This window comes from Pseudothioclava nitratireducens (assembly GCF_029210495.1).
GTDB classification, from domain to species: domain Bacteria; phylum Pseudomonadota; class Alphaproteobacteria; order Rhodobacterales; family Rhodobacteraceae; genus Pseudothioclava; species Pseudothioclava nitratireducens.
The window spans coordinates 42,531-62,756 of sequence record NZ_JARGDK010000007.1; the positions used below are offsets into that span (position 1 = coordinate 42,531).

Below are 20,226 nucleotides of genomic sequence, written 5' to 3' on the forward strand. Positions count from 1 at the left end.
CTTTGCCGCCCGCAGGCGGATTGCTGCCGACTATAGAAGCTGCGGGCTACCGATGGAAGCGGCGAGGTGCAAGGGGGATAAATTCCCGGCCTTTTCCCTTGCTGGTTTTGCGCTGGTTTTGCGCCAGGCGCGGTGCTGGTGCGAACCGCTTGCCAGATCGGGGCCTGGGCGCGATAGTCGGCGCATCTCTCACCCGGATCATGCCCGAATGCTCCCCAAGCTCTTCACCACCTTGCAGGCCTATAGCTGGGCGCTGTTGCGCGCCGATCTGATCGCGGGGGTGACGGTGGCGCTGGTGGCGCTTCCGCTGAGCCTCGCCATCGCGATTGCTTCGGGGGCGGGGCCGGAGACCGGGCTGATCACGGCGATTGTCGGCGGCTTCCTGATCTCGGCGCTGGGCGGGAGCCGGGTGCAGATCGGCGGGCCGACGGGCGCGTTCATCGTGGTGGTCCATGGCGTGATCCTGACGCATGGGTTCGACGGGCTGGTGCTGGCCACGCTGATGGCAGGGGTGCTGTTGCTGATCGCGGGGGCGCTGCGCGCCGGGAGCCTTGTGCGGCATGTGCCCGAGCCGGTGATCGACGGGTTCACCATCGGCATCGCGATCATCATCGCCACAAGCCAGATCAAGGACCTGCTCGGCATGCAGTTCCCGCACGCGCCCGAAGGGTTCTTTGCCACGCTGGGCGCGCTTTGGGAGGCGCGGGGCAGTTTCGCGCCGATGAGCCTTGTCGCGGGGCTGGTCACGATGGTGGGGATCGTGGCGCTGCGCCGGGCCTTTCCGAAACTGCCGGGGCTGATCGTGGTGATGGGCGTGGTCTCGGCGCTGGTGGCGGTGATCGGGCTGCCGGTCGAGACGATCCAGTCGCGGTTCGGCGCGCTGCCGTCGAGCCTGCCTGCACCGCACCTGCCCGAGATCACTTGGGAGCGGATGATGACGCTTCTGCCCTCGGCCTTCGTGATCGCGTTTCTGGCGGGGGTTGAATCGCTCTTGTCGGCGATGGTGGCGGACCGGATGATCGGGGGGGCGCATCGTCCGAATGCCGAGGTTCTGGCGCAGGGGGCTGCGAATATCGGCTCGGCACTGTTTGGCGGCCTGCCCGCGACCGGGGCGATTGCGCGCACGGCGACGAATGTGCGCGCGGGCGGTCAGACGCCGGTGGCGGGGGTGGTCCATGCGCTGACGATTGCTTTGGTGATGCTGATTGCGGCGCCGCTGGCGGGGTATCTGGCGATGCCCGCGATGGCGGGGCTGTTGATCCTGACCGCGTGGAATATGAGCGAGCCGCATAAATGGCCGCATCTGTGGGCGCAGCGCCGCTCGGACAAGGCGCTGTTGGCGATCACGCTGGTCCTGACGGTGGTGGCGGATCTGACCGTGGCCATTGGGGTGGGTGTGGCGCTGGGTCTGGCGTTGCGGATGCGGCGCAAGAAGGTGCCGCCGCCCGAATGGCATCCGCCCGAGCGCTGAGGCGGGGCGACCCAAAGCAAAAGGGCGCGCCGATGGCACGCCCTTCGCGAAATCCGTGGGGTGGGATCAGAAGCCCAGGCCCGCGTATTTGTTTTTGAACTTCGAGACGCGGCCCCCGGTGTCCATCAGCTTGGTGCCACCGCCGGTCCATGCCGGGTGCGAGGTGGGGTCGATGTCGAGCGACATGGTGTCGCCTTCTTTGCCCCAGGTCGAACGGGTCTGATACTCGGTGCCGTCGGTCATCTTGACGGTGATGAAGTGATATTCGGGATGGGTATCGGCTTTCATCTTCCGTCTCCTCAGGCTTTGGGTTTGTAGGTGTTGTCTTCGGCGATACGGGCCGACTTACCGCGACGGTCGCGCAGGTAGTACAGCTTGGCGCGGCGCACGCGGCCACGGCGGACCACTTCGATCGAGTCGATGTTGGTCGAGTAGAGCGGGAACACACGTTCCACGCCTTCGCCGAAGGAGATCTTGCGCACGGTGAACGAGGCCGCCACGGTGTCGCCGCCTTTGCGGGCGATGCAGACGCCTTCATACATCTGAACGCGCGAGCGGGTGCCTTCGGTCACTTTGTAGCCGACGCGAACGGTATCACCGGCTTTGAAATCCGGGATGGTCTTGCCGAGGGCGGCGATTTGCTCGGCCTCGATTTGTGCGATCAGGTTCATCGCTGGTCCTTTCGATACTTGCGGTAGATCCGCAATTGGTTTGCGCGTCCTCAGAGCTCTCGGTCTTCGTCCGGGTCCGCCTTGTCCCAAAAGGGGGCGCCCGCCAGAGATCAGGTCGACATTCCTTGAACCGATTTCCCGCCCGCGTCGTCGGGTGCGGAAGAAGGCACCCCGTGGCACGGGAAAAAGGGTCCGCAAGCCGATTCCGGCCCGGACCCGCGCGTCTTACGGGGGGCGGGGGGTGAAATCAAGCCCGGATCGGGGTCAATCGCCCTTTTTTTGCTTGGCGATATGGGCGTCCCAGAGGTCCGGGCGGCGGGTGCGGGTGATCTCTTCGGATTGGGCGCGCCGCCACGCCTCGATGCGGCCATGATGGCCGGACATGAGGACTTCGGGGATGGCGCGGCCCTGCCATTCGGCGGGGCGGGTGTATTGCGGGTGTTCCAGGAGCCCGTGGGAGAAGCTTTCCTCCTCGGTCGAGGCCTGATTGCCGAGCACGCCGGGCAGGAGCCGGATGGTCGCGTCGATCACGATCTGCGCGGCAAGTTCACCACCCGTCAGGACGAAGTCGCCGATGGAGACCTCTTCGATGGCGTAATGGTCGAGCACGCGCTCATCGACGCCCTCGAAGCGGCCGCAGAGGATGGTCATGCCTTCGGCCCCGGCGAAGCGTTGCGCCATGGCTTGGGTGAAGGGTTTGCCGCGTGGGGACATGTAGACGACGGGCCAGCGGGTGCGGTCCTCGGGGGTGCCGAGGGCGGCGTGGTCGAGGGCGGGGCCGACCACATCGGCGCGCAGCACCATGCCCGCGCCACCGCCGGCGGGGGTGTCGTCCACGTTCTTGTGCTTGCCAAGGCCGAAGGGGCGCAGGTCGATCGTGTCGAGGCCCCAGAGCCCCTGATCGCGGGCCTTGCCGGTGAGCGAGAGGCCGAGGATGCCGGGGAAGGCCTCGGGGAAGAGGGTGACGATGCGCGCGGTCCAGGCGGCGGGGGGGCGTTCCTCCATCAGGTCGCGCGGGCGGCGCAGCGTCGAGACACGGCCCGCGATGGACATGCGCCCATGCGAACGGGCGGGGGCGGCCTCGGGCGTCTCTTCGTTCAGCAACTCGGCGGTCGAGAATTTCTCGGCCTTGCGGGGCGAGGGCAGGGGCGCGTCGCCGTCTTTCGGGGTTTCAGGGTCGTCGGCGCTCATGCCGGGGGTCCTTTCTGGCGCGCATCCTCGGCCCATGCCGCGCGCAAAAGCTCTTTGCGCCGGGTCTCGGCGATTTCGGGCGAGGGCGCAAGGCGGTTGATCTCGGCCAGACGGTCGGCAAGGCCGGTTTCCGCCGCGCGGGGCGGGCGGGCGTTGAAGGCATGCGGCTGGGCAAGGCCCGCGCGCATCGCGGCGGGCACGCCCATCAGGTCGAGAAGCGGCGTAAGCGGGCCTTCGGGCAGATCGCGGGTGTCTTCGAGCGCCACGACATGCACCGGGTCGGGCGCGACGCGGGCGGTGATGGCCTGCGCCGCGGCGGTCAGATCGGCGCCGGGGGCCATGCGGGCGGCGAAGGCGGCGGCGGGTTCGCTCAGCCGACCGCTGCGCACATGCTGCCAGTGGAGCGAGGCGAGCCACGCCTCGGGGGCGCGGGTCGAGAGGTAGAAGTCGATCCGGGTTTTCGCGCCGAGCGCCATCCGCAAAACCTCGGCCGCGGCGGCCATCAGGGCGGGCGCGGCGGCGTAGTCGCTGACACTGGCCGGTGCGCCCGGCAGCTTGCCCGCCAGCGTCTCGGCGGAGATTGCGATGACCTCGGTGCGGGAGAGCTCGAGGCCCTCGGCCCACTCGGCCAGACCGGCCTGAAACAGCCCGAGTTCGATCGGGTCGCGGCTGCGCGAGAATGCCTGCGCGGCGGCGGTCACATCGCGGAAATCCTCACGCAAAGCAATGAGATAGCGGGGTGCCCATGCGGCGCGAACCTCGCGCAGATGGCTTTGAACACTCGAGGTGCCGGTCTTGTGGAAGCCGGGATGGATGATGACCCGCGGACGGGTCATTTAAGGTCCTCGGGCGGGTCGGCGACGATGCGGCCCGCCGTCAGGTCCACGGTCGGCACGCAGGCCTTGGTGAAGGGCAGGAGCAGGGCGTGACGGCGGCCCGGCCCGAAGATTTCCAGAATGTCGCCCGCGCCGTAATTGTGGACTGCGCGGACCGTGCCCAGACGCTCACCGCCGGTATCGACGACGTCGAGGCCGATCAGGTCTGCGTGGTAGAATTCATCGTCGGGCAGCGAGGGGAGCTTGTCCTTGTCAGCCCAAAGCGTGACGCCCTTGAGCGCATCGGCCTGTTCCTTGGTCTCGACGCCGCCAAGGCGCGCGCCAAGCCCGCCGGTCACCGGGCGGGTCAGGGTCAGGGTGAAGCTGCGGCTGCCGTCCTCGGAATAGAGCGGCGCGTAATCCGCGATGGCCTCGGGGTCGGAGCAGAAGCTTTTGAGGCGCACCTCGCCCTTGACGCCGAACGCGCCCGCAATGGCGCCGACACAGATGCGGTCAGGGGTGGTCATCAGCGATGCTCCAGTTCAGGCAGGCCGAGGCGCGGTTCCCAGCCAAGGGTTTCAAGTTCGGGCATATCGGTTTCCGACTCGGGATAACCGATGCAGAAATAGCCGATCAACCGCCAACTGTCAGGCAGGTGGAGATCGCGGCGCAGGCGGTCGGGGTCGAGGATCGACACCCAGCCGAGTCCGACCCCTTCGGCGCGCAGCGCGAGCCACAGGAGCGTGACGGCGGAGACCACGGAATAGGCGCGCATCTCGGGCATGGTGCGGGCGCCGAGCCCCGCGCCCTTGGGCGTGGCCTCGTCGGCGAAGATGGCGAGCTGGACGGGCGCGTCCTGCATCCCCGAGAGTTTCAGCCCGGCATAGAGCGCCGCGCGCGAGGGCGCATTGGTCTGATAGTCGGCCAGTGCCTCGGCATTGGCGGCGCGGAAATTGGCAAGCGCCGCAGCCCGGGCCGCGGCGCTTGAGATCGTCACCACGCGCCACGGTTCGGACAGGCCGACCGAAGGCGCGGAGGCAAAGGCGGCAAGGCCACGGTTCAGCACATCCTCCGGCACCGGGTCGGTGCGAAAGCGGCGCACATCGCGCCGCCAACGCATCAGGAGTGCCAGCTCATCGCGAAATGCGGGGCTGAACCGGGGCGCCAAGAGATCAGCTTTCGGCCGACTCGTCAGCAGCCGGAGCGGCAGCGGCTTCGGCTGCTTCTGCGGCCTTGGCGGCTTTCTCTTCGGCGCGGGCTTTGGCTTTCGCGCCCGGAACGGCTTTCTTCATGTTGGCGCGTTCGGTTTTCGCTTTGACGCCAGCGGCTTCGAGGAAGCGTGCCACGCGGTCGGTCGGCTGCGCGCCCTGGCTGATCCAGTATTGCACGCGCTCCATGTCCATTTTCACGCGCTCTTCGCTGTCTTTCGGCAGGAGCGGGTTATAGGTGCCGAGTTTCTCGAGGAAGCGGCCGTCACGCGGCATGCGCGAGTCCGACGCGACGATCGCGTAGAACGGACGTTTCTTCGAGCCACCACGGGCGAGGCGGATTTTCATAGCCATGAGTGTTTCTCCTTTGAATGGCTGGTGTCGGGTGCCGGGTTCGGCCCCGTCATTTCTGGAATTGCTCGTGGTGCCGGATCACTTCGGCAATCACGAAGGTTAGGAATTTCTTGGCGAACTCGGGGTCGAGCCCGCTCTCTTCGGCCAGCCGTTCGAGCCGCGCGATCTGGGTCGCTTCGCGGGCGGGATCGGAGGGGGGAAGGTCGTGTTCGGCCTTGAGCTTGCCGACCGCCTGGGTCTGGGCAAAGCGTTCGGCCAGCGTGTAGATCAGCACCGCGTCGAGGCGGTCGATGCTGTCACGGTGTTCCTTGAGGAGCGCGGCGGCGCGGGTCACGGCGTCACTCATGCGGCGGCCCTTTCCGGGTTGGGATGGCGGTAGACATCGCAAGGCTGCGCGGGTTGCGCGGCGGTCGCGTCGAGCTGCGCGCCAAGGCGGCGGGCGAGCGCGGCGGAGCGCGTGTTCCCGGGCAGGATGTAGCTCACGGCGGTGGTCCAGCCGAGCGTGTCGAAGGCGAAGCTGCGGGCGGCGCGGGCGGTTTCGGCCATCATGCCGGTGCCTTCGCGGGTCGCGTCCCAGCAGGACCACGCGATTTCGGGTTCCGGGCGGCCTTCGGGGCACCACGGGCCGACGAGGCCGAGCGCGCGATCGTTGTCATGCTCGGTGATGATGAAGAGCCCGTAGCCGCGCAGCACCCAATGGCCGAGGATGGTGGCGAATTTCACCCATGCCTCCGGGAGGCCGAAAGGCTCGGTGCGCAGGATCGCGCCGCGGTCCGACAGGATGAAGTCGCGCCACGCCGCAAAGTCCCGCGCGGCGGGCGCGCGGAGCACGAAGCGGTCGGTCATCAGGACCGGGGTGGGCGACAGGGCGATCATGTTACTTCTTCTTGCCCAGACCCGAGAGCCCGCCGAGGCCGCCAAGCCCCGGAAGCCCGCCCATGCCGGGCAGCTTGCCGCCCATCGCCTTGGCCGCGGCTTCGATATCGGCCTGGCTCATGTTGTCGAGATCGGGCATGCCGCCTTTGCCGCCCATCATCTTCATGGCCTGTTTCATCATGCCGCCTTTGCCCATCTTGGACATTTTCTTCATGGTGTCGGCCATCTGGCGGTGCATTTTCAGCAGGCGGTTGAGTTCCTGCACATCGAGGCCGGCACCGGCGGCGATGCGCTTCTTGCGGCTGGCTTGCAGGAGCGCGGGGTTGGCGCGTTCCTTCTTGGTCATCGAGTTGATGAGCGCGATCTGGTGGCTCAGCGTCTTGTCGTTGAGGCCCGCCTCTTCGGCCTGCTTGGCGTATTTGGCCATGCCCGGCATCATCCCCATGACGCCCTGCATGCCGCCCATCTTGAGCATCTGCTCGAGCTGGCCCTTCATGTCGTTCATGTTGAACAGGCCCTTGGCGAAGCGTTTCGCCATACGCTCGGCCTGTTCTTTTTCGAGCGTTTCCTGCGCGCGTTCGACGAGGGCGACGATGTCGCCCATGCCGAGGATGCGGCCCGCGATACGCTCGGCCTCGAAGGTTTCGAGCGCGTCCATCTTTTCGCCGAGGCCGACGAAGCGGATCGGCTTGCCGGTCACGGCGCGCATCGAGAGTGCCGCACCGCCGCGGCCGTCGCCGTCCATACGGGTGAGCACGACGCCCGAGATGCCGACCTTGTCCTCGAATTCCTGCGCCACATCGACGGCGACCTGACCGGTCAGCCCGTCCACGACGAGCAGGGTTTCGCGCGGGGCCACGGCGTCGCGGACCTGCTGGACCTCGCCCATGAGGACTTCGTCGATATGCAGACGCCCGGCGGTGTCGAGCATGTAGACGTCGTAGCCGCCCAGTGTCGCCTGTTGCTTGGCGCGCTTGGCGATCTGCACGGCGCTCTCGCCCTTGACGATCGGGAGCGTGTCCACGCCGATCTGGGTGCCGAGGATGGCGAGCTGCTCCATGGCGGCGGGGCGGTAGATGTCGAGCGATGCCATCAGCACGCGCTTGCCGTTGCGATCCTTGAGGCGCTTGGCGAGCTTGGCGGTGGTGGTGGTCTTACCCGAACCTTGCAGGCCGACCATCAGCAGGGCGGCAGGCGGGTTGTCGATTTTGAGCGCGTCGGCCTCCCCCTCGCCGCGCAGCATTTCGATCAGCTCGTCATGGACGATCTTGACGACCTGCTGGCCGGGGGTGACGGATTTGGTGACGGCGGCGCCGGTCGCCTTGCCCTCGACCGCCTTGATGAACTGGCGCGCGACGGGCAGCGAGACATCGGCCTCAAGCAGCGCCACGCGCACTTCGCGCAGCGCGGTTTTCACGTCATCGGCAGAGAGCGCGCCTTGCTTCGTCAGGCGATCGAAAACACCGCCAAGGCGTTCTGAAAGGCTCTCGAACATGGCAGTCCTCCGGGACGGGCGGGCGCGCGGTGGCCCATGAACAAACGACAAGCGCACCAGTGGGCGCAACGCGCTGACTGGTGGCGATCCCGACCGAATGCCGGGACCGGAGGGTTGGTCCTCCGGGGAATCTGGGGTTCCTTATGCCGAAAAGGCCCACGGAGTCAACCGCGGGCCTTTGGCAAAAGGGAAGGTGTGGATCAGGCGGCGAGGCCTTTGATCTGATCTTCGGCGCGGGCGATGGCCTCGGCCTCCCCCATGGCGACGCCCTCGGCGGCCACAAAGGTCACATCGGTCAGGCCGACGAAGGCGAGGACCTGCTTGATATAGGCCGAGGCGAGATCCGGGCCCGAGCCGAGCGGCACGCCACCCGAGGCGTAGGCCACGATCACGCGTTTCGCGGGCACGAGACCTTCGGGACCGGCATCGGTGTAGCGGAAGGTTTCACCCACGCGGCAGATCTGGTCGATCCACGCCTTGAGCGGGCCAGTCACGCCGAAATTGTAGATCGGTGCGCCGATCACGACGACATCTGCCGCTTTGAGTTCGGCGATCAGCTCGTCCGAGAGGGCGAGGGTGTCGCGCTGCGCGTCGTTGCGCTGGTCGGCGGGGGTGTAGGCCGCACCGATCCAGGTGCCGTCGATGAGCGGGATTTGGGTCGCGTCACGGGCGATCACCTCGCCGCCGATATGGGCGGTGATGGAGTCGGCGAGTTTGCGGGTAACTGAGGCGGGGCCTTTGATCGAGCTGTCGATCCGCAGAATTTTGGTCATGTCAGTCTCCGGGCAGGTTGGGAGGTGTTTGCATCTGCGGAAAATATTGTTCTTTGCACTTGGGAACGCAACTGGCATGATTGCGCTATAGATGTTCATGGGTGCACATATGGCAATCGACAATTGGGATGAGATCCGCACGGCCTTTCAGGTGGCCCGGATTGGCACGGTTTCAGGCGCGGCCGAGGCGCTGGGGGTGCATCATGCGACGGTGATCCGGCATGTCGATGCGCTGGAGGCGCGGCTGGGCACGAAGCTGTTTCAGCGTCATCCGAGGGGATACACGCCGACCGAGGCGGGGCAGCAGATCCTTGCGGTCGGGCAGGCGACGGAGGATCAGTTCTCGCAACTGGCGGCGCGGATCGCGGGCGCGGGCGAAGAGGTTTCGGGCGAATTGATCGTGACCTCGCTTCTGACGCTGTCGGGGATGGTGTTGCCCGCGCTGTCGCGTCTGATGGAGGCCCATCCGGGGCTGCGGCTGCGCTATCTGACCGACCCGCGCGTGTTCCGGCTGGAATATGGCGAGGCGCATGTGGCGATCCGCGCGGGCGGGCGCCCGACGGAGCCGGACAATGTGGTCCAGCCGTTGGCGCGCCATCGCGTGGGGCTTTATGCGTCGCCGGCCTATCTGGAGGCGCATGGCCGCCCCGAAAGCGATACCGATCTGGCGGCGCACAGGTTCATTGGCGCGGATGCGCGCGATGCGCGGGCGCCCTATTTCCGCTGGCTGTCTGATCATGTTGCCGAGGAAGCCGTGGTGTTTCGCGCCAACGATCAAGAGGCGCAATGGGCGGCGATCCGGCAGGGAATCGGGCTGGGCTTTTTGCCGTGGATCGAGGGGTCGAACGACCCGCGTCTGGTGCAGGTGATGGCGCCGCGGGACGAGTGGTCCTCGGATATCTGGCTGGTGACCCATGTGGACCTTCACCGCACGCCCAAGGTGCAGGCGGCAGTGAAGATGCTCAAGGAGACGGCGGCGGAGTTGTGCCGCGGGATCGAGGGGCTGGAAGCGGCCGGTTAACGCGCGGCGAGGCGCGGTTTGGGCGTGGCCACGGCGGCGTGCTCGGGCGCGGGGGCGCTTGCGCGCGGGGCCGGGGTCTCTTTCGGGGCGAGTTTCTCGCGCGCGAAGGCCAGAAGCAGTTGCAGCGCCAGCCCGCCGAAGATCAGCGCGGTATCCTGCCAGAACCCGCCCGGATGGACGTGCTTGATCGCCTGGCCGAGCATGGCGAGGATCGTGCCCGCCGCGAAGACCGGCAGGCCGTGGCGCCCCAGAAGCCGGAAGGGCGCGGCATAGCGCGAGGCGGCGAAGGCGGGGATGACGCCCGGCAGCGACAGGATATAGGCGAGCGCCAAGAGGTGCGAGAGGCGCGGCAGCGATACGAAGGTCTTGTCGAAGCCCGCGAGATAGAAGGGCGTGCCCCATTCGCGCAACTGCCAGGTGACATGGCCGAGCGTGGCCATCGCCCATTCGAAATTCACCCAGAACGCGCACGCCACAAGCCAGATCGCGGCGGGCCAGATCAGCCATGGCGTGACCGGGACGAGGCGTTCTCCGCGCCGCAGCGCCAGCCCGGTCAGGATGCCGATGCTGAACAGGATCTGCCATGCGAAGGGATTGAAGAACCAGCCGCCCTCGAAGGGGAAGTTGGGCAGGTTGAGGCGGAACTGCCCGGTGAGCGCCCAGAGCCCGATGGTGAAGGCCAGCAGGAGGCGCGGCGAATATTGCCCGAGCCGGATCAGCCAAGGCGCCCCCAAGAGCAGCACGGCATACATCGGCAGGATGTTGACGTAGCCCAGTTGGTGGGTGAGGGCCGGGATGCCGATCAGGAAGGCGAGGGGCTCGGTCAGGAGTGGCTTGAAGGCGTTCTTGGTCAGAAGCTCTTCGCCGCCGAACCAGAGGGCGGCGCCGGACATGATCGCGATGGCCCAGAAGGCGGTGAAGACATGGACGAGATAGAGCGTCCAGGCCCGGCCCCAGACCTTGCGGATGCTGGTCCAGCGGATGCCTTGCGCGATGCGCGGCCCATAGGCCAGCGTCGCGGCGAGGCCCGCCATGAAGACGAAGGCTTCGGCGGCGTCGGAATGGCCGAAATTGCGCGAGGTGAATTGCTCGTAGATCTGGCCGGGCACGTGGTTGATGAAGATCATCATCAGCGCGATACCCCGGAACATGTCGAGGCGCGGGTCGCGGGTGCCGGCGGGGATCGGGGACTTAGCCATTGCGGGCCACCTGAGGGTTGGGCGCGCCGGGCTCGGGGGTCTGCCAGCGGGCGAGAATGGTGTCATGGAGCGTGAGGACCTCTGGGGTCTCAAGCTCGGATGGGGTGGTCATCAGCGCGCTCCGGGAGGGCTGCGAGGACCACCACAGAAGCACCGGCGCGAAGATCATCGGCAGGCCCACGGGGAGCAGCCAGAGGAACAGGCCGGGCGCGAGGAAATAGGTCGCCGCCATGCCGATCAGACCGGTCGAGGTGATCCAGTGGCTTGCGGCGAAGCTTTCGGACAGGGACAGCCGCCCGTCGCCCCGGTTGTTCGTGGGCCAGCCGCCATCGCGGCCAAGAAAGACCTGAAACACCGAGCGGGTGGTGAACAGCAGAAGGATCGGCGCGGTCAGCGAGGAGAACGCGAGTTCCGCCAGCGTCGAGGCAAAGGCGATTTGCGCGCCGCCGAAGCCCTGCGCGCGACCCGTCATCGCCGCGCAGGTCGCAATCAGCACCTTGGGCAGCAAGAGCAGGCCGAAGATACCGATGGCAAGGCCGATGGCCTTGGAGGCCTCGGATGGCGGGAAATAGGGGAAGGGCCAGCCCGGCACCGGGAAGTAGTTCACCGGCGCGGCCACCATCGGCGCGATAATCGAGGCGATCAGGAAGCCGATCCAGAACAGCGGCGCGATATAGGCCATGATGCCTTGGGCAAAGACGAAGCGCGACCACGGGCGCAGGCCCGGCGCGCCGATGATGCGCGAATGTTGCAGGTTGCCTTGGCACCAGCGGCGGTCGCGCTTGGCGTGATCGACGATGTTCTCCGGGCCTTCTTCGTAGGAGCCTTCGAGATCGTCATCGAGCCGCACCACCCAGCCCGCGCGGGCCAGAAGCGCGGCTTCGACGTAATCGTGGCTCATGACATGGCCACCGAAGGGCGGCGCGCCGCGCAGCACGGGCAGGCCGCAGCTTTCGGCAAAGGCGCGCACGCGCACCAGCGCGTTATGGCCCCAGAACGGACCGGTCTCGCCCTGCATCATGGCGAGGCCACGGGCAAAGACGGGCGAGAAGAAGCTGGCCGAGAATTGCATCGCGCGGCCAAAGCGGGACTGCGCGCGGGTGATTTTCGGCAAGGTCTGCAACAGGCCCAGACGCGGCTCGGCCTCCATCCGGCGGATCATCCGCAGGATGGTCTCGCCCTCCATCAGGCTGTCGGCGTCGAGGATCAGCGCGTAGTCATAGGCGCCGCCGGACCGGGTGATGAATTCCTCGATATTGCCCGCCTTCTTGCCGGTGTTCTGCGCCCGGCGGCGGTAGAAGAAGCGCCCCAGCGCGTCGCGCTCGGCCACGAGGCGGGCGAAGAGGGTTTCCTCGCGCTGGGCGATCTCGGGGTTTCGGGTGTCCGAGAGGATCGCCACGTCGATGCGTGCCGGGTCGCCCGTTGCGGCGATCGAGGCATCCATGGCGGCGACGCGGGTGAAGGTCGTGGTCGGGTCCTCGTTATAGACCGGCATCAGGATCACGCTGCGGCCCCGGATCGGGGCGTCGGTGTCGCTGGGCGGGGCCTTGGCCTGCGAGGTGAGGCCGATCAGCGCCTGCACCGCGCCCCATGCGAGCCAGAGCGTCGAGATCAGGATCAGGAGCGCCCGGGCGACATCGAGCAGGTCCAGCCCGTCGGCATCGCCGAATTGCAGGAAGAGCCAGAACGCCACAAGCCCCGCAATCGCCGCGAGGGCGAGGGCGAGGCCACGCAGCGCGTAGAGCGCGCCGGTCGGGCGGGGGGTCATGGGTCTAGAGCCGCGCGCCCGCCGAGGGCGCGGCGAACCGGTCGGGCAGCAGCGCCGCGATCATGCGGCGCAGGAGGCCCTGCGGGTGTTCAAGCTCTTGCGCAGGCATCGCCATCGGCGCATCGGGAAGCGCGCCCGGACCGGCCAGAAGGGCCTCGGGCGAGAGGGCGCGGGTCGCGGTTTGACGTGCCGCGACGGGAGAGAAAGGTGCGGTCATGCCTTGATCCATTGATAAGCCCATGTTTCGGAGAGTCTGCGTCCCCAACCCGAGAGATGAGCGGAAAGTTCCACGGTGGCGCCGTTTTCGGCATGCACGTCGAGCACGAGGCGCCAGATCCCTTGCGAAGGGATCTTGAAGAGCGTCTGGGTGACGATCTCGCCGTTATAGATGGTGGTATTGGCCTTGAGCGCGCCCTCGGGGCCGGAGGCCTCGGGCGGCAGGCCCGCGATCACGCCATCCTTGAAGTCGATGACGAATTTGCGGGTGCCATCGGTGTTCTCGACGCCCGACACACCGCCTTCGCCCGCGCGCGATGCGGTGACATGGGCGAGTTCCGCCGCCGGATCGACGGGCAGGTCGCCCCAGATCAGCCGATAGGAATATTCGCGGCTTTCGCCGGCGCGGGCTTTGTCCTCGGGGACCCAGAAGGCGACGATGTTGTCGTTCACTTCCTTGTCGGAGGGGATTTCCACAAGGCGCACCGCGCCCTTGCCCCAGTTGCCCAGCGGCTCGACGCGCAGCGAGGGGCGGCGCTCGTAATGGGCGGAGGCGTCTTGGTAGGCGTCGAAATCGCGCTCGCGCTGATGGAGGCCGAAGGCTTGCGGCGCGGTCTCGGTGAAGTAGCTCGACGCGAGGCGCGGCGGGTTCGCCAGCGGACGCCAGACCTGTTCGCCATCGGCGCGGGTGATCGCAAGGCCGTCGCTGTCATGGACCCGTGGGCGGAAGTCGTTGAACTGATCGCGGTTGCGGTCGCCATAGAGGAACATCGAGGTCAGCGGCGCGATGCCGAGCTGGTCGATATCGGTGCGGAAAAACAGACGCGCGGTGACCTCGATCACGGTCTCGTCGCCGGGGATGATGGTGAAGCGGTAGGCGCCGGTCAGGGAGGCGCTTTCCATCGCCGCGAAGAGGGTCATGCGGCCCGCGCCCGCTGCGGGCTTTTCGATCCAGAAGCGGGTGAAGCGCGGGAACTCTTCGGCGACCGAGAGGCCGGTGTTGACTGCGAGGCCGCGTGCCGAGATGCCATAGAGCGAGCCACGGCCAAGCGCGCGGAAATAGGACGCGCCCTGAAAAGCGATCAGCTCGTCGAAAATGTCGGGGCGGTTGAGCGGGTAGTGCAGGCGGAAGCCCGCGACGCCCGGCAGGTCCATGTGCTGGGGCGCATGCTCGGCCGCCTCGCGCTCATAGATGAAGTCGTCGGTATTGAACGCCATCGGGCGCGCGGTCTCGCCCTCGAGTTCGAACATCTGCACGGGCTCTTTGAAGAGCCAGCCGAGGTGGAAGGCGTGCAGGCGGAAGCGGCTGTCCTCGGAGGAGAAGCGTGCGCGGTCCGGGTTGAAGCGGATCAGACGGTAATCGTCATAGGTCAGCGTCGCGAGAAACCCCTCGGGCAACGTGGCGCGCGGGCCGGGTTCGGCACTGGCGGCGGCGCGCATCTCCTCGGAGAGCGCATCGAAGGAGAACGGCGGCAGTGATTGCTGCGCTGCGGCATCGGTCGGCATGGGGGCCGGCGCGGCCGGAACATCCTGCGCGCGGGCATAGCCCGACAGCCCGGTGGAGGCGCCGAGAACGGCGAGCGCCGAAAGCCCGCGCAGCAGGCTGCGGCGGGTCGGGTGCGAAAGAGCGTGGCGCGGGGTGTGATCCATGTTTTCCGATAGTTCTAAGGGAGTTATCCGAGGGATTTCCGCCGGATTTTCGGCGATGCTAAGCCACAGAGATGGCGTTTTTGCAAGCGTCATCAACGCGCAACCCCTGTCACAGCCGCGTGACGGGATTGCAATTCGCGCAAACCTGCCGACGGGGTCGGAAAAAGGGGGCGATTTCCCGCCGATTGCTGCGCTTGCGAAGGGGAATGCGCAATTTTCTTGCGTTTCACGAAAGGGGGCGGGCCGAGGGTTCTGGCCGGGCTGCACGCGCCGGTGCCGGGGCGAGTCGCGGCAAGGCCGCGCGGGAGAATCGGTGCACTACGGGCGCTAACGTCCCGGAATCGGGGCCGGTTAGCCTTGACACCGGAACGGGGCGACCGCACTTAGGGTAAACCCTTTGAAAATGGCCAGAAGCGCAGGAAATGCGCCCTCGAGGCCCGCCACCCGTACGGACCGGAGAAACGATGTCGCCAGCCCTCATCGCCGCCTTGCCCTTCATCGGCGCCTGCCTGCCTGCAATTCTGATCCGCACCGGGAGAAACCATGCCGCGATGGCGGCGGGGCTGACCTCGGGGCTGGCGTTGCTGGGATTGTTGCTGCATTTGCCGACCGTTCTGGCCGGAGGCGTCGTCGAGGCGAAGTTCGAGTGGCTGCCCTGGCTTGGCCTCAACGCGAATTTCATGATCGACGGGCTGGGGATGCTGTTCGCGACGCTGATCCTTGGGATCGGGCTGCTGATCATTCTCTATGCGCGCTACTACCTGAGCAATCAGGACCCGGTGGGGCAGTTCTATACCTATCTGCTCTTGTTTCAGGGCGCGATGGTGGGCATCGTCCTTTCGGATAACATATTGCTTTTGCTTGTCTTCTGGGAGCTGACTTCGCTCTCTTCCTTCCTGCTGATCGGCTATTGGAAGCACCTGCCCGAAGGCCGTCAGGGCGCGCGGATGGCGCTGACCGTGACGGGGATGGGGGGCTTGTCGATGATCGCGGGGATGCTGATCCTCGGGAATATCGCGGGCAGCTACGATATTTCGGTGATCCTGACCCAGAAAGAGGCGATCCAGTCCTCGGATCTTTACCTGCCCGCGCTGATCCTGATCCTTGGTGGTGCCTTCACGAAATCCGCGCAATTCCCGTTCCATTTCTGGCTGCCGCACGCGATGGCGGCGCCGACCCCGGTCTCGGCCTATCTGCACTCGGCAACGATGGTGAAGGCGGGGCTGTTCCTGATGGCGCGGCTCTGGCCGGTTCTGGCGGGGACGCCCGAATGGTTCTACATCGTGGCGACGACGGGTCTGATCACCATGCTGATCGGCGCGAAGATCGCGATTTTCAAGGACGATCTGAAGGCGCTTCTGGCGTTTTCGACCGTTTCGCATCTGGGGCTGATCACCTTCCTTCTGGGGCTTGGCACCAAGGCGGCGGCGATTGCGGCGGTGTTCCATATCGTCAACCACGCGACCTTCAAAGCGGCGCTCTTCATGACGGCGGGCATCGTCGATCACGAGGCGCATACGCGGGACCTGAAGCGTCTGGGCGGGCTGCGGCATCTGATGCCAGTGACCTTCGTGATCGGCACGATTGCGGCGCTGTCGATGGCGGGGATTCCCCTTTTCAACGGCTTCCTGTCGAAGGAGCTGATGCTGGAAGAGGCCGCGCATACGGTCTGGGCGGGGAGTGCGTGGATCGTGCCGCTGGTGGCAGCGGTCGCGGCGCTGTTCTCTGCGGCCTATTCGTTCCGGTTCATCGCGCATGGCTTCCTTGGCCCGGTGCGCGACGACTATCCGCACAAGCCCCATGATCCGGGCTTTGGCATGTGGGCCTCGCCCGCGTTCCTCGTCATTCTGGTGCTGCTGATCGGGATCATGCCCGCGACCTTCGCCGGTTGGATCGTCGATATGGCGGCGGGTGCGGTGATCGGTGAGGCGGTCCATACACATCTGGCGATCTGGCACGGGGTCACGCCCGCGCTGATGATGTCTGTGGTCGCGGTGGTGGGCGGTCTGATCCTTTTGGCGATGTTCAAGCCGCTGAAGGCGCTCTGGGAGGCGACCCCGCGCCCCGAGGCCAAGGTGATCTTCGAGGCGATTGTCGCGGTGGTTCAGCGCGCTTCGGATTGGGTCACGGCGGCGCTGCATAACGGCTCGATGGCACGCTATCTGATCCTGTTTACCGCCGGTTCGCTGGCTGCGGGCGTCTGGGCGTGGTCGGGCGGCGCGATGGGGCCGCCCACGCGTGAGATGCTGCCTGTGACGCCGGTCGCGATTGTCGGCTGGATCATGCTGGTGACGGCGGCCGGGTCGGTCGTGGCGTTCCACCACAACCGCATCCTTGCGCTGGTGCTGATCGGGATCGTCGGGCTGATCGTCTCGGTGTGCTTCATCTATCTCTCGGCCCCCGACCTTGCGCTCACGCAGCTTTCGGTCGAGGTGGTCACCGCCGTGCTGATGCTCTTGGCGCTGAACTTCCTGCCCAAGGTCACGCAGCGCGGCGTCGGTCAGATGCGCCATGTGTTCGATATCGCGCTGGCCTCGGTCACCGGGCTTGGCACCGGGCTTTTGATCTACGCGCTGATGATGCGCGATTTCGCCTTCCCGACGATGTCGGGCTATCATCTGGCCAATTCCTACAATCTGGGGGGCGGCACGAATGTGGTGAACGTGATCCTCGTGGATTTCCGGGGCTACGACACCTATGGCGAGGTGATCGTGTTGGGCATCGCGGCGCTGGTGATCTTTGCGCTGACCGAGGCGCTGTTGCAGGGGGCTTCGTCGCGCAAGCTGATCGCGTGGCGGCCCGATGTGGCACGGGCGGGCGACAAGCACCCGATCATGCTGCTGATCGGGACGCGGGTGATGATGCCGATTGCGCTTTTGGTGGGCGTGTTCATCTTCCTGCGCGGGCATAACCTGCCGGGCGGGGGCTTTATCGCAGGTCTGGTCGTCTCGATTGCGCTCGTGATGCAATACATGGCGTCGGGCTTTGCGTGGACGCAGGCGCGGCAGAAGGTCTATTACCACGTGCTGATCGGGCTGGGCGTGCTGGCGGCGGGCATCACGGGTATTGGGGCGTGGTTCGCTGGCAAGCCGTTCCTGACCTCGGCCTATGGCTATGTGAAACTGCCGGGCCTTGAGGAATTCGAACTGGCCACGGCGGCGGGCTTTGATCTTGGCGTGTTCCTGGGCGTTGTCGGCTCGGTGCTGCTGGCGCTTGGCGGTCTGAGCCGTCTGGCGCGGCGCGCGGCGGTCGGGGCAGAGCCGGTCTACGCCCATATCGTCGCCGAGAAGCCCGAGGCGCGCAGCCCCGAGGAGCTGAACCCGTTCCCGCGCGAGACGCTCTTGCCGAAACGCTTCGCTGAGGCGCGCGGCTATACGAGTGCGCGCAATGACGACGCGCCGCCACCGGACGATCCGCCCAAACCCAAAACCAAGAAGAAGAAATCGAAGAAAGGGGAGGCGCAGTAATGGAAGCTCTTGTTGCAAGCGCCATCGGCGTGATGACCGCGGCGGGGATCTACCTGATCCTGCGGATGCGCACCTTCCCGGTCGTTCTGGGGATGGCGATGCTGTCCTATGCGGTGAACATCTTCCTCTTCGCCACGGGGCGGCTGGCGGTGAACCTGCCGCCGATCCTCGACCATGCCGGGGCAGAGACGGCGGGCTATACCGACCCGATCCCGCAGGCGCTGGTGCTGACGGCCATCGTGATCTCCTTCGGGATGACGGCGGTGGTGGTGATGCTGTCGCTGGGTGCCTTTGTGGAGGCGGGCAATGACCGGATCGACCTCGATGAAGAGGAGGCCGATCAATGATGGGACATTGGATGGTCGCGCCGGTGGTCCTTCCGGCGTTCCTCGCACCGCTGATCGTGCTGTGGATGCGGTTCGACCTGCGCACGCAGCGCGTCTTCTCGGTCGCGGGGATGGTCGCACTTCTGGTGCTGTCGATCGTGTTGGCGGTCTCGGCCACGCAGAACCCGCCCGAGGTCTACCGGCTTGGCAACTGGGAGGCGCCTTTCGGCATCGTCCTCGTGCTCGACCGGCTTTCGGCGCTGATGCTGGTGCTGACGGCGAGCCTTGGGCTTGCGGTGGTGCTCTATGCGATCGGCTCGGGCTGGGATAAGCGCGGCTGGCATTTCCACTCGCTCATGCAGTTCCAGATGATGGGGGTGAACGGCGCGTTTCTGACAGGCGATGCGTTCAACCTCTTCGTGTTCTTCGAGGTGCTTTTGATCGCCTCCTATGGCCTGATGATCCATGGCGGCGGCGAGAAGCGGCTCAAGGCGGGCGTGCAATATGTCGTCTATAACCTTGCCGGTTCGACGCTGTTCCTGTTCGCGCTGGGCACGATCTATGCGGTGACCGGCACGCTGAACATGGCGGACCTCGCGCAGAAGGTGGCGCAGATGTCGCCCGGGGATACGGCGCTTCTGCGTGTAGGTGCGGTGCTTTTGATGCTGGTCTTCGCGGTCAAGGCGGCGCTGGTGCCGTTCCAGTTCTGGCTGCCCGCGACCTATACCAACGCGCCGGGTCCGGTGGCCGCGCTTTTTGCGATCATGACCAAGGTCGGCGTCTACGCCATCGTCCGAATCTATACGCTGATCTTCCCGGCGGATGGCATCACGGGCGGCCTTGCGGGCGAGGTGCTGCTGCCCGCCGCGCTGGTGTCGCTGGTGATCGGGATGGTCGGCGTGCTGGGCGCGCGCGACATGGGCCGCCTGGTCGCCTATTCGGTGATCGGCTCGGTCGGCACGATGATGCTCGCCTTCAGCCAGTTCGATCAGGCCGCGACCGGGGCGGGGCTTTACTACATGATCCATTCGACGCTGGCGGCGGCGGCGCTGTTCCTCATCGCCGATCTCGTCAAGGAGCGCCGGGGCGCCGATGGTCTCGCGATCCGGCCTGCGCCGAAGATGATCAACCACGGACTCCTGTCGGGGATGTTCTTTGCCGCCGCCATCGCCATGGCGGGGATGCCGCCCTTGTCGGGTTTCCTTGGCAAGCTGATGATCCTCGACGCGTTGCGCGGTGAGTGGCTGGTCTGGGCGGCGATCCTGATTACCTCGTTGATCGCCATCGTGGGCTTTGGCCGCGCGGGGTCCGAGGTGTTCTGGAAATCCTATGCCGCCGAGGGCGAAACCCCCGAGGGGCCGAAGGACGCCTCGTCGCCGGGTCTGGCCTTTACCGCGGCGGGTGGGCTTCTGGCGGGGCTGGTCGCCATGACGGTGCTGGCCGGTCCGCTGAGCGGTTGGCTGCAAGGCACTGCCGCCCAGCTTCACGCGCCGCAAGCCTATATCTCGGCGGTGATGGATGGCGCCTATGAACGCGCCATGGAGGCCGAGCGCGCCTATTACGAGAAGAAGGGCTACGGCTCTGACCACGGGGCCGAGCCGCATGTCGCCTTAGAGGCCGAGGTGCAGGAAGAGGCCGCCGATACGGGCCATGACACGGGCTATGACACGGGCCACGACACGGGCGCGAGCGCGCCCGCCGCGGCGCATTGAGAAGGAGGCAGGA

20 protein-coding genes are annotated in these 20,226 nt (G+C 66.5%); 5 read left to right on the forward strand and 15 right to left on the reverse strand.

The features are described 5' to 3' along the window. Positions 1 to 208: 208 nt before the first annotated feature. Positions 209 to 1,471 carry a SulP family inorganic anion transporter gene (locus tag P0X85_RS09720; RefSeq protein ID WP_275812089.1) on the forward strand — a complete coding sequence of 421 codons (1,263 nt, stop codon included), beginning with the start codon at positions 209 to 211 and terminating at the stop codon, positions 1,469 to 1,471. A gap of 66 nt (positions 1,472 to 1,537) precedes the next feature. On the opposite strand, the gene rpmE is transcribed toward P0X85_RS09720, so the two are convergent. The 11 genes from rpmE to P0X85_RS09775 form a co-directional block, all read right to left on the reverse strand. Then, a complete protein-coding gene (gene rpmE / locus P0X85_RS09725; protein ID WP_096434016.1) occupies positions 1,538 to 1,759 on the reverse strand; it encodes a 50S ribosomal protein L31 in 222 nt (73 codons plus the stop codon). 11 nt (positions 1,760 to 1,770) lie between these two features. Then, on the reverse strand, positions 1,771 to 2,142 hold the full coding sequence (rplS, locus tag P0X85_RS09730) for a 50S ribosomal protein L19 (RefSeq protein ID WP_275812097.1): 372 nt from the start codon (positions 2,140 to 2,142) through the stop codon (positions 1,771 to 1,773). 264 nt (positions 2,143 to 2,406) lie between these two features. Next, positions 2,407 to 3,195 (reverse strand): tRNA (guanosine(37)-N1)-methyltransferase TrmD, encoded by a 789-nt coding sequence (gene trmD / locus P0X85_RS09735; RefSeq protein WP_275812529.1) that lies wholly within the window; start codon positions 3,193 to 3,195, stop codon positions 2,407 to 2,409. 134 nt (positions 3,196 to 3,329) lie between these two features. Further along, a complete protein-coding gene (locus P0X85_RS09740) occupies positions 3,330 to 4,169 on the reverse strand; it encodes a hypothetical protein (protein WP_275812100.1) in 840 nt (279 codons plus the stop codon). Beyond that, positions 4,166 to 4,675, reverse strand: coding sequence for a ribosome maturation factor RimM (gene rimM, locus P0X85_RS09745; protein ID WP_275812103.1), 510 nt, complete (start codon positions 4,673 to 4,675; stop codon positions 4,166 to 4,168). The genes P0X85_RS09740 and rimM overlap by 4 nt, the downstream gene beginning before the upstream one ends. Continuing rightward, positions 4,675 to 5,316: a 5,6-dimethylbenzimidazole synthase gene (bluB, locus tag P0X85_RS09750; RefSeq protein ID WP_275812106.1), complete on the reverse strand. Its 642-nt coding sequence runs from the start codon at positions 5,314 to 5,316 to the stop codon at positions 4,675 to 4,677. The genes rimM and bluB overlap by 1 nt, the downstream gene beginning before the upstream one ends. Positions 5,317 to 5,320: 4 nt before the next feature. Next, positions 5,321 to 5,710 (reverse strand): 30S ribosomal protein S16, encoded by a 390-nt coding sequence (rpsP, locus tag P0X85_RS09755; RefSeq protein WP_275812109.1) that lies wholly within the window; start codon positions 5,708 to 5,710, stop codon positions 5,321 to 5,323. Between the two features lie 49 nt (positions 5,711 to 5,759). Next, the gene (locus tag P0X85_RS09760) at positions 5,760 to 6,056 is read right to left on the reverse strand and encodes a chorismate mutase (RefSeq protein WP_275812112.1); all 297 of its coding nucleotides are present in this window, start codon (positions 6,054 to 6,056) and stop codon (positions 5,760 to 5,762) included. Then, positions 6,053 to 6,586, reverse strand: coding sequence for a GNAT family N-acetyltransferase (locus P0X85_RS09765; protein WP_275812115.1), 534 nt, complete (start codon positions 6,584 to 6,586; stop codon positions 6,053 to 6,055). The genes P0X85_RS09760 and P0X85_RS09765 overlap by 4 nt, the downstream gene beginning before the upstream one ends. Position 6,587: 1 nt before the next feature. Further along, positions 6,588 to 8,081, reverse strand: coding sequence for a signal recognition particle protein (gene ffh / locus P0X85_RS09770; RefSeq protein ID WP_275812118.1), 1,494 nt, complete (start codon positions 8,079 to 8,081; stop codon positions 6,588 to 6,590). Positions 8,082 to 8,281: 200 nt separating this feature from the next. Beyond that, on the reverse strand, positions 8,282 to 8,854 hold the full coding sequence (locus P0X85_RS09775; RefSeq protein ID WP_275812121.1) for an FMN-dependent NADH-azoreductase: 573 nt from the start codon (positions 8,852 to 8,854) through the stop codon (positions 8,282 to 8,284). 109 nt (positions 8,855 to 8,963) lie between these two features. On the opposite strand from P0X85_RS09775, the gene P0X85_RS09780 reads away from it, so the two are divergent. Then, on the forward strand, positions 8,964 to 9,875 hold the full coding sequence (locus tag P0X85_RS09780) for a LysR family transcriptional regulator (protein WP_275812124.1): 912 nt from the start codon (positions 8,964 to 8,966) through the stop codon (positions 9,873 to 9,875). Here the strand turns inward: P0X85_RS09780 and P0X85_RS09785 are convergent. From P0X85_RS09785 to P0X85_RS09800, 4 genes are read right to left on the reverse strand one after another with little or no spacing between them, the layout of a single operon-like run. Then, complete coding sequence (locus P0X85_RS09785) at positions 9,872 to 11,074, reverse strand: OpgC family protein (protein WP_275812127.1); 1,203 nt, start codon at positions 11,072 to 11,074, stop codon at positions 9,872 to 9,874. The genes P0X85_RS09780 and P0X85_RS09785 overlap by 4 nt on opposite strands. Beyond that, complete coding sequence (gene mdoH, locus P0X85_RS09790; RefSeq protein ID WP_275812130.1) at positions 11,067 to 12,842, reverse strand: glucans biosynthesis glucosyltransferase MdoH; 1,776 nt, start codon at positions 12,840 to 12,842, stop codon at positions 11,067 to 11,069. The genes P0X85_RS09785 and mdoH overlap by 8 nt, the downstream gene beginning before the upstream one ends. A 4-nt stretch (positions 12,843 to 12,846) precedes the next feature. After that, entirely contained in the window at positions 12,847 to 13,059 is a 213-nt protein-coding gene (locus P0X85_RS09795; protein WP_275812133.1) for a hypothetical protein, read from the reverse strand. Beyond that, positions 13,056 to 14,708, reverse strand: a complete 1,653-nt coding sequence (locus P0X85_RS09800; RefSeq protein ID WP_275812136.1) for an OpgD/OpgG family glucan biosynthesis protein — start codon at positions 14,706 to 14,708, stop codon at positions 13,056 to 13,058. The genes P0X85_RS09795 and P0X85_RS09800 overlap by 4 nt, the downstream gene beginning before the upstream one ends. A 464-nt stretch (positions 14,709 to 15,172) precedes the next feature. On the opposite strand from P0X85_RS09800, the gene P0X85_RS09805 reads away from it, so the two are divergent. From P0X85_RS09805 to P0X85_RS09815, 3 genes are read left to right on the forward strand one after another with little or no spacing between them, the layout of a single operon-like run. Further along, a complete protein-coding gene (locus P0X85_RS09805) occupies positions 15,173 to 18,175 on the forward strand; it encodes a monovalent cation/H+ antiporter subunit A (RefSeq protein ID WP_275812139.1) in 3,003 nt (1,000 codons plus the stop codon). Continuing rightward, positions 18,175 to 18,522: a Na+/H+ antiporter subunit C gene (locus P0X85_RS09810; protein ID WP_275812142.1), complete on the forward strand. Its 348-nt coding sequence runs from the start codon at positions 18,175 to 18,177 to the stop codon at positions 18,520 to 18,522. The genes P0X85_RS09805 and P0X85_RS09810 overlap by 1 nt, the downstream gene beginning before the upstream one ends. After that, a complete protein-coding gene (locus tag P0X85_RS09815) occupies positions 18,522 to 20,213 on the forward strand; it encodes a monovalent cation/H+ antiporter subunit D (RefSeq protein ID WP_275812532.1) in 1,692 nt (563 codons plus the stop codon). The genes P0X85_RS09810 and P0X85_RS09815 overlap by 1 nt, the downstream gene beginning before the upstream one ends. Positions 20,214 to 20,226: the final 13 nt, after the last annotated feature.

Bases quoted from the DNA above. Each gene is read 5' to 3' on its own strand.
- P0X85_RS09720 (WP_275812089.1), top strand. From the start codon at position 209: ATGCTCCCCAAGCTCTTCACCACCTTGCAGGCCTATAGCTGGGCGCTG.
- rpmE (WP_096434016.1), bottom strand. From the start codon at position 1,759: ATGAAAGCCGATACCCATCCCGAATATCACTTCATCACCGTCAAGATG.
- rplS (WP_275812097.1), bottom strand. From the start codon at position 2,142: ATGAACCTGATCGCACAAATCGAGGCCGAGCAAATCGCCGCCCTCGGC.
- trmD (WP_275812529.1), bottom strand. From the start codon at position 3,195: ATGTCCATCGCGGGCCGTGTCTCGACGCTGCGCCGCCCGCGCGACCTG.
- P0X85_RS09740 (WP_275812100.1), bottom strand. From the start codon at position 4,169: ATGACCCGTCCGCGGGTCATCATCCATCCCGGCTTCCACAAGACCGGC.
- rimM (WP_275812103.1), bottom strand. From the start codon at position 4,675: ATGACCACCCCTGACCGCATCTGTGTCGGCGCCATTGCGGGCGCGTTC.
- rpsP (WP_275812109.1), bottom strand. From the start codon at position 5,710: ATGGCTATGAAAATCCGCCTCGCCCGTGGTGGCTCGAAGAAACGTCCG.
- P0X85_RS09760 (WP_275812112.1), bottom strand. From the start codon at position 6,056: ATGAGTGACGCCGTGACCCGCGCCGCCGCGCTCCTCAAGGAACACCGT.
- P0X85_RS09765 (WP_275812115.1), bottom strand. From the start codon at position 6,586: ATGATCGCCCTGTCGCCCACCCCGGTCCTGATGACCGACCGCTTCGTG.
- ffh (WP_275812118.1), bottom strand. From the start codon at position 8,081: ATGTTCGAGAGCCTTTCAGAACGCCTTGGCGGTGTTTTCGATCGCCTG.
- P0X85_RS09775 (WP_275812121.1), bottom strand. From the start codon at position 8,854: ATGACCAAAATTCTGCGGATCGACAGCTCGATCAAAGGCCCCGCCTCA.
- P0X85_RS09780 (WP_275812124.1), top strand. From the start codon at position 8,964: ATGGCAATCGACAATTGGGATGAGATCCGCACGGCCTTTCAGGTGGCC.
- P0X85_RS09785 (WP_275812127.1), bottom strand. From the start codon at position 11,074: ATGGCTAAGTCCCCGATCCCCGCCGGCACCCGCGACCCGCGCCTCGAC.
- mdoH (WP_275812130.1), bottom strand. From the start codon at position 12,842: ATGACCCCCCGCCCGACCGGCGCGCTCTACGCGCTGCGTGGCCTCGCC.
- P0X85_RS09795 (WP_275812133.1), bottom strand. From the start codon at position 13,059: ATGACCGCACCTTTCTCTCCCGTCGCGGCACGTCAAACCGCGACCCGC.
- P0X85_RS09800 (WP_275812136.1), bottom strand. From the start codon at position 14,708: ATGGATCACACCCCGCGCCACGCTCTTTCGCACCCGACCCGCCGCAGC.
- P0X85_RS09805 (WP_275812139.1), top strand. From the start codon at position 15,173: ATGTCGCCAGCCCTCATCGCCGCCTTGCCCTTCATCGGCGCCTGCCTG.
- P0X85_RS09810 (WP_275812142.1), top strand. From the start codon at position 18,175: ATGGAAGCTCTTGTTGCAAGCGCCATCGGCGTGATGACCGCGGCGGGG.
- P0X85_RS09815 (WP_275812532.1), top strand. From the start codon at position 18,522: ATGGGACATTGGATGGTCGCGCCGGTGGTCCTTCCGGCGTTCCTCGCA.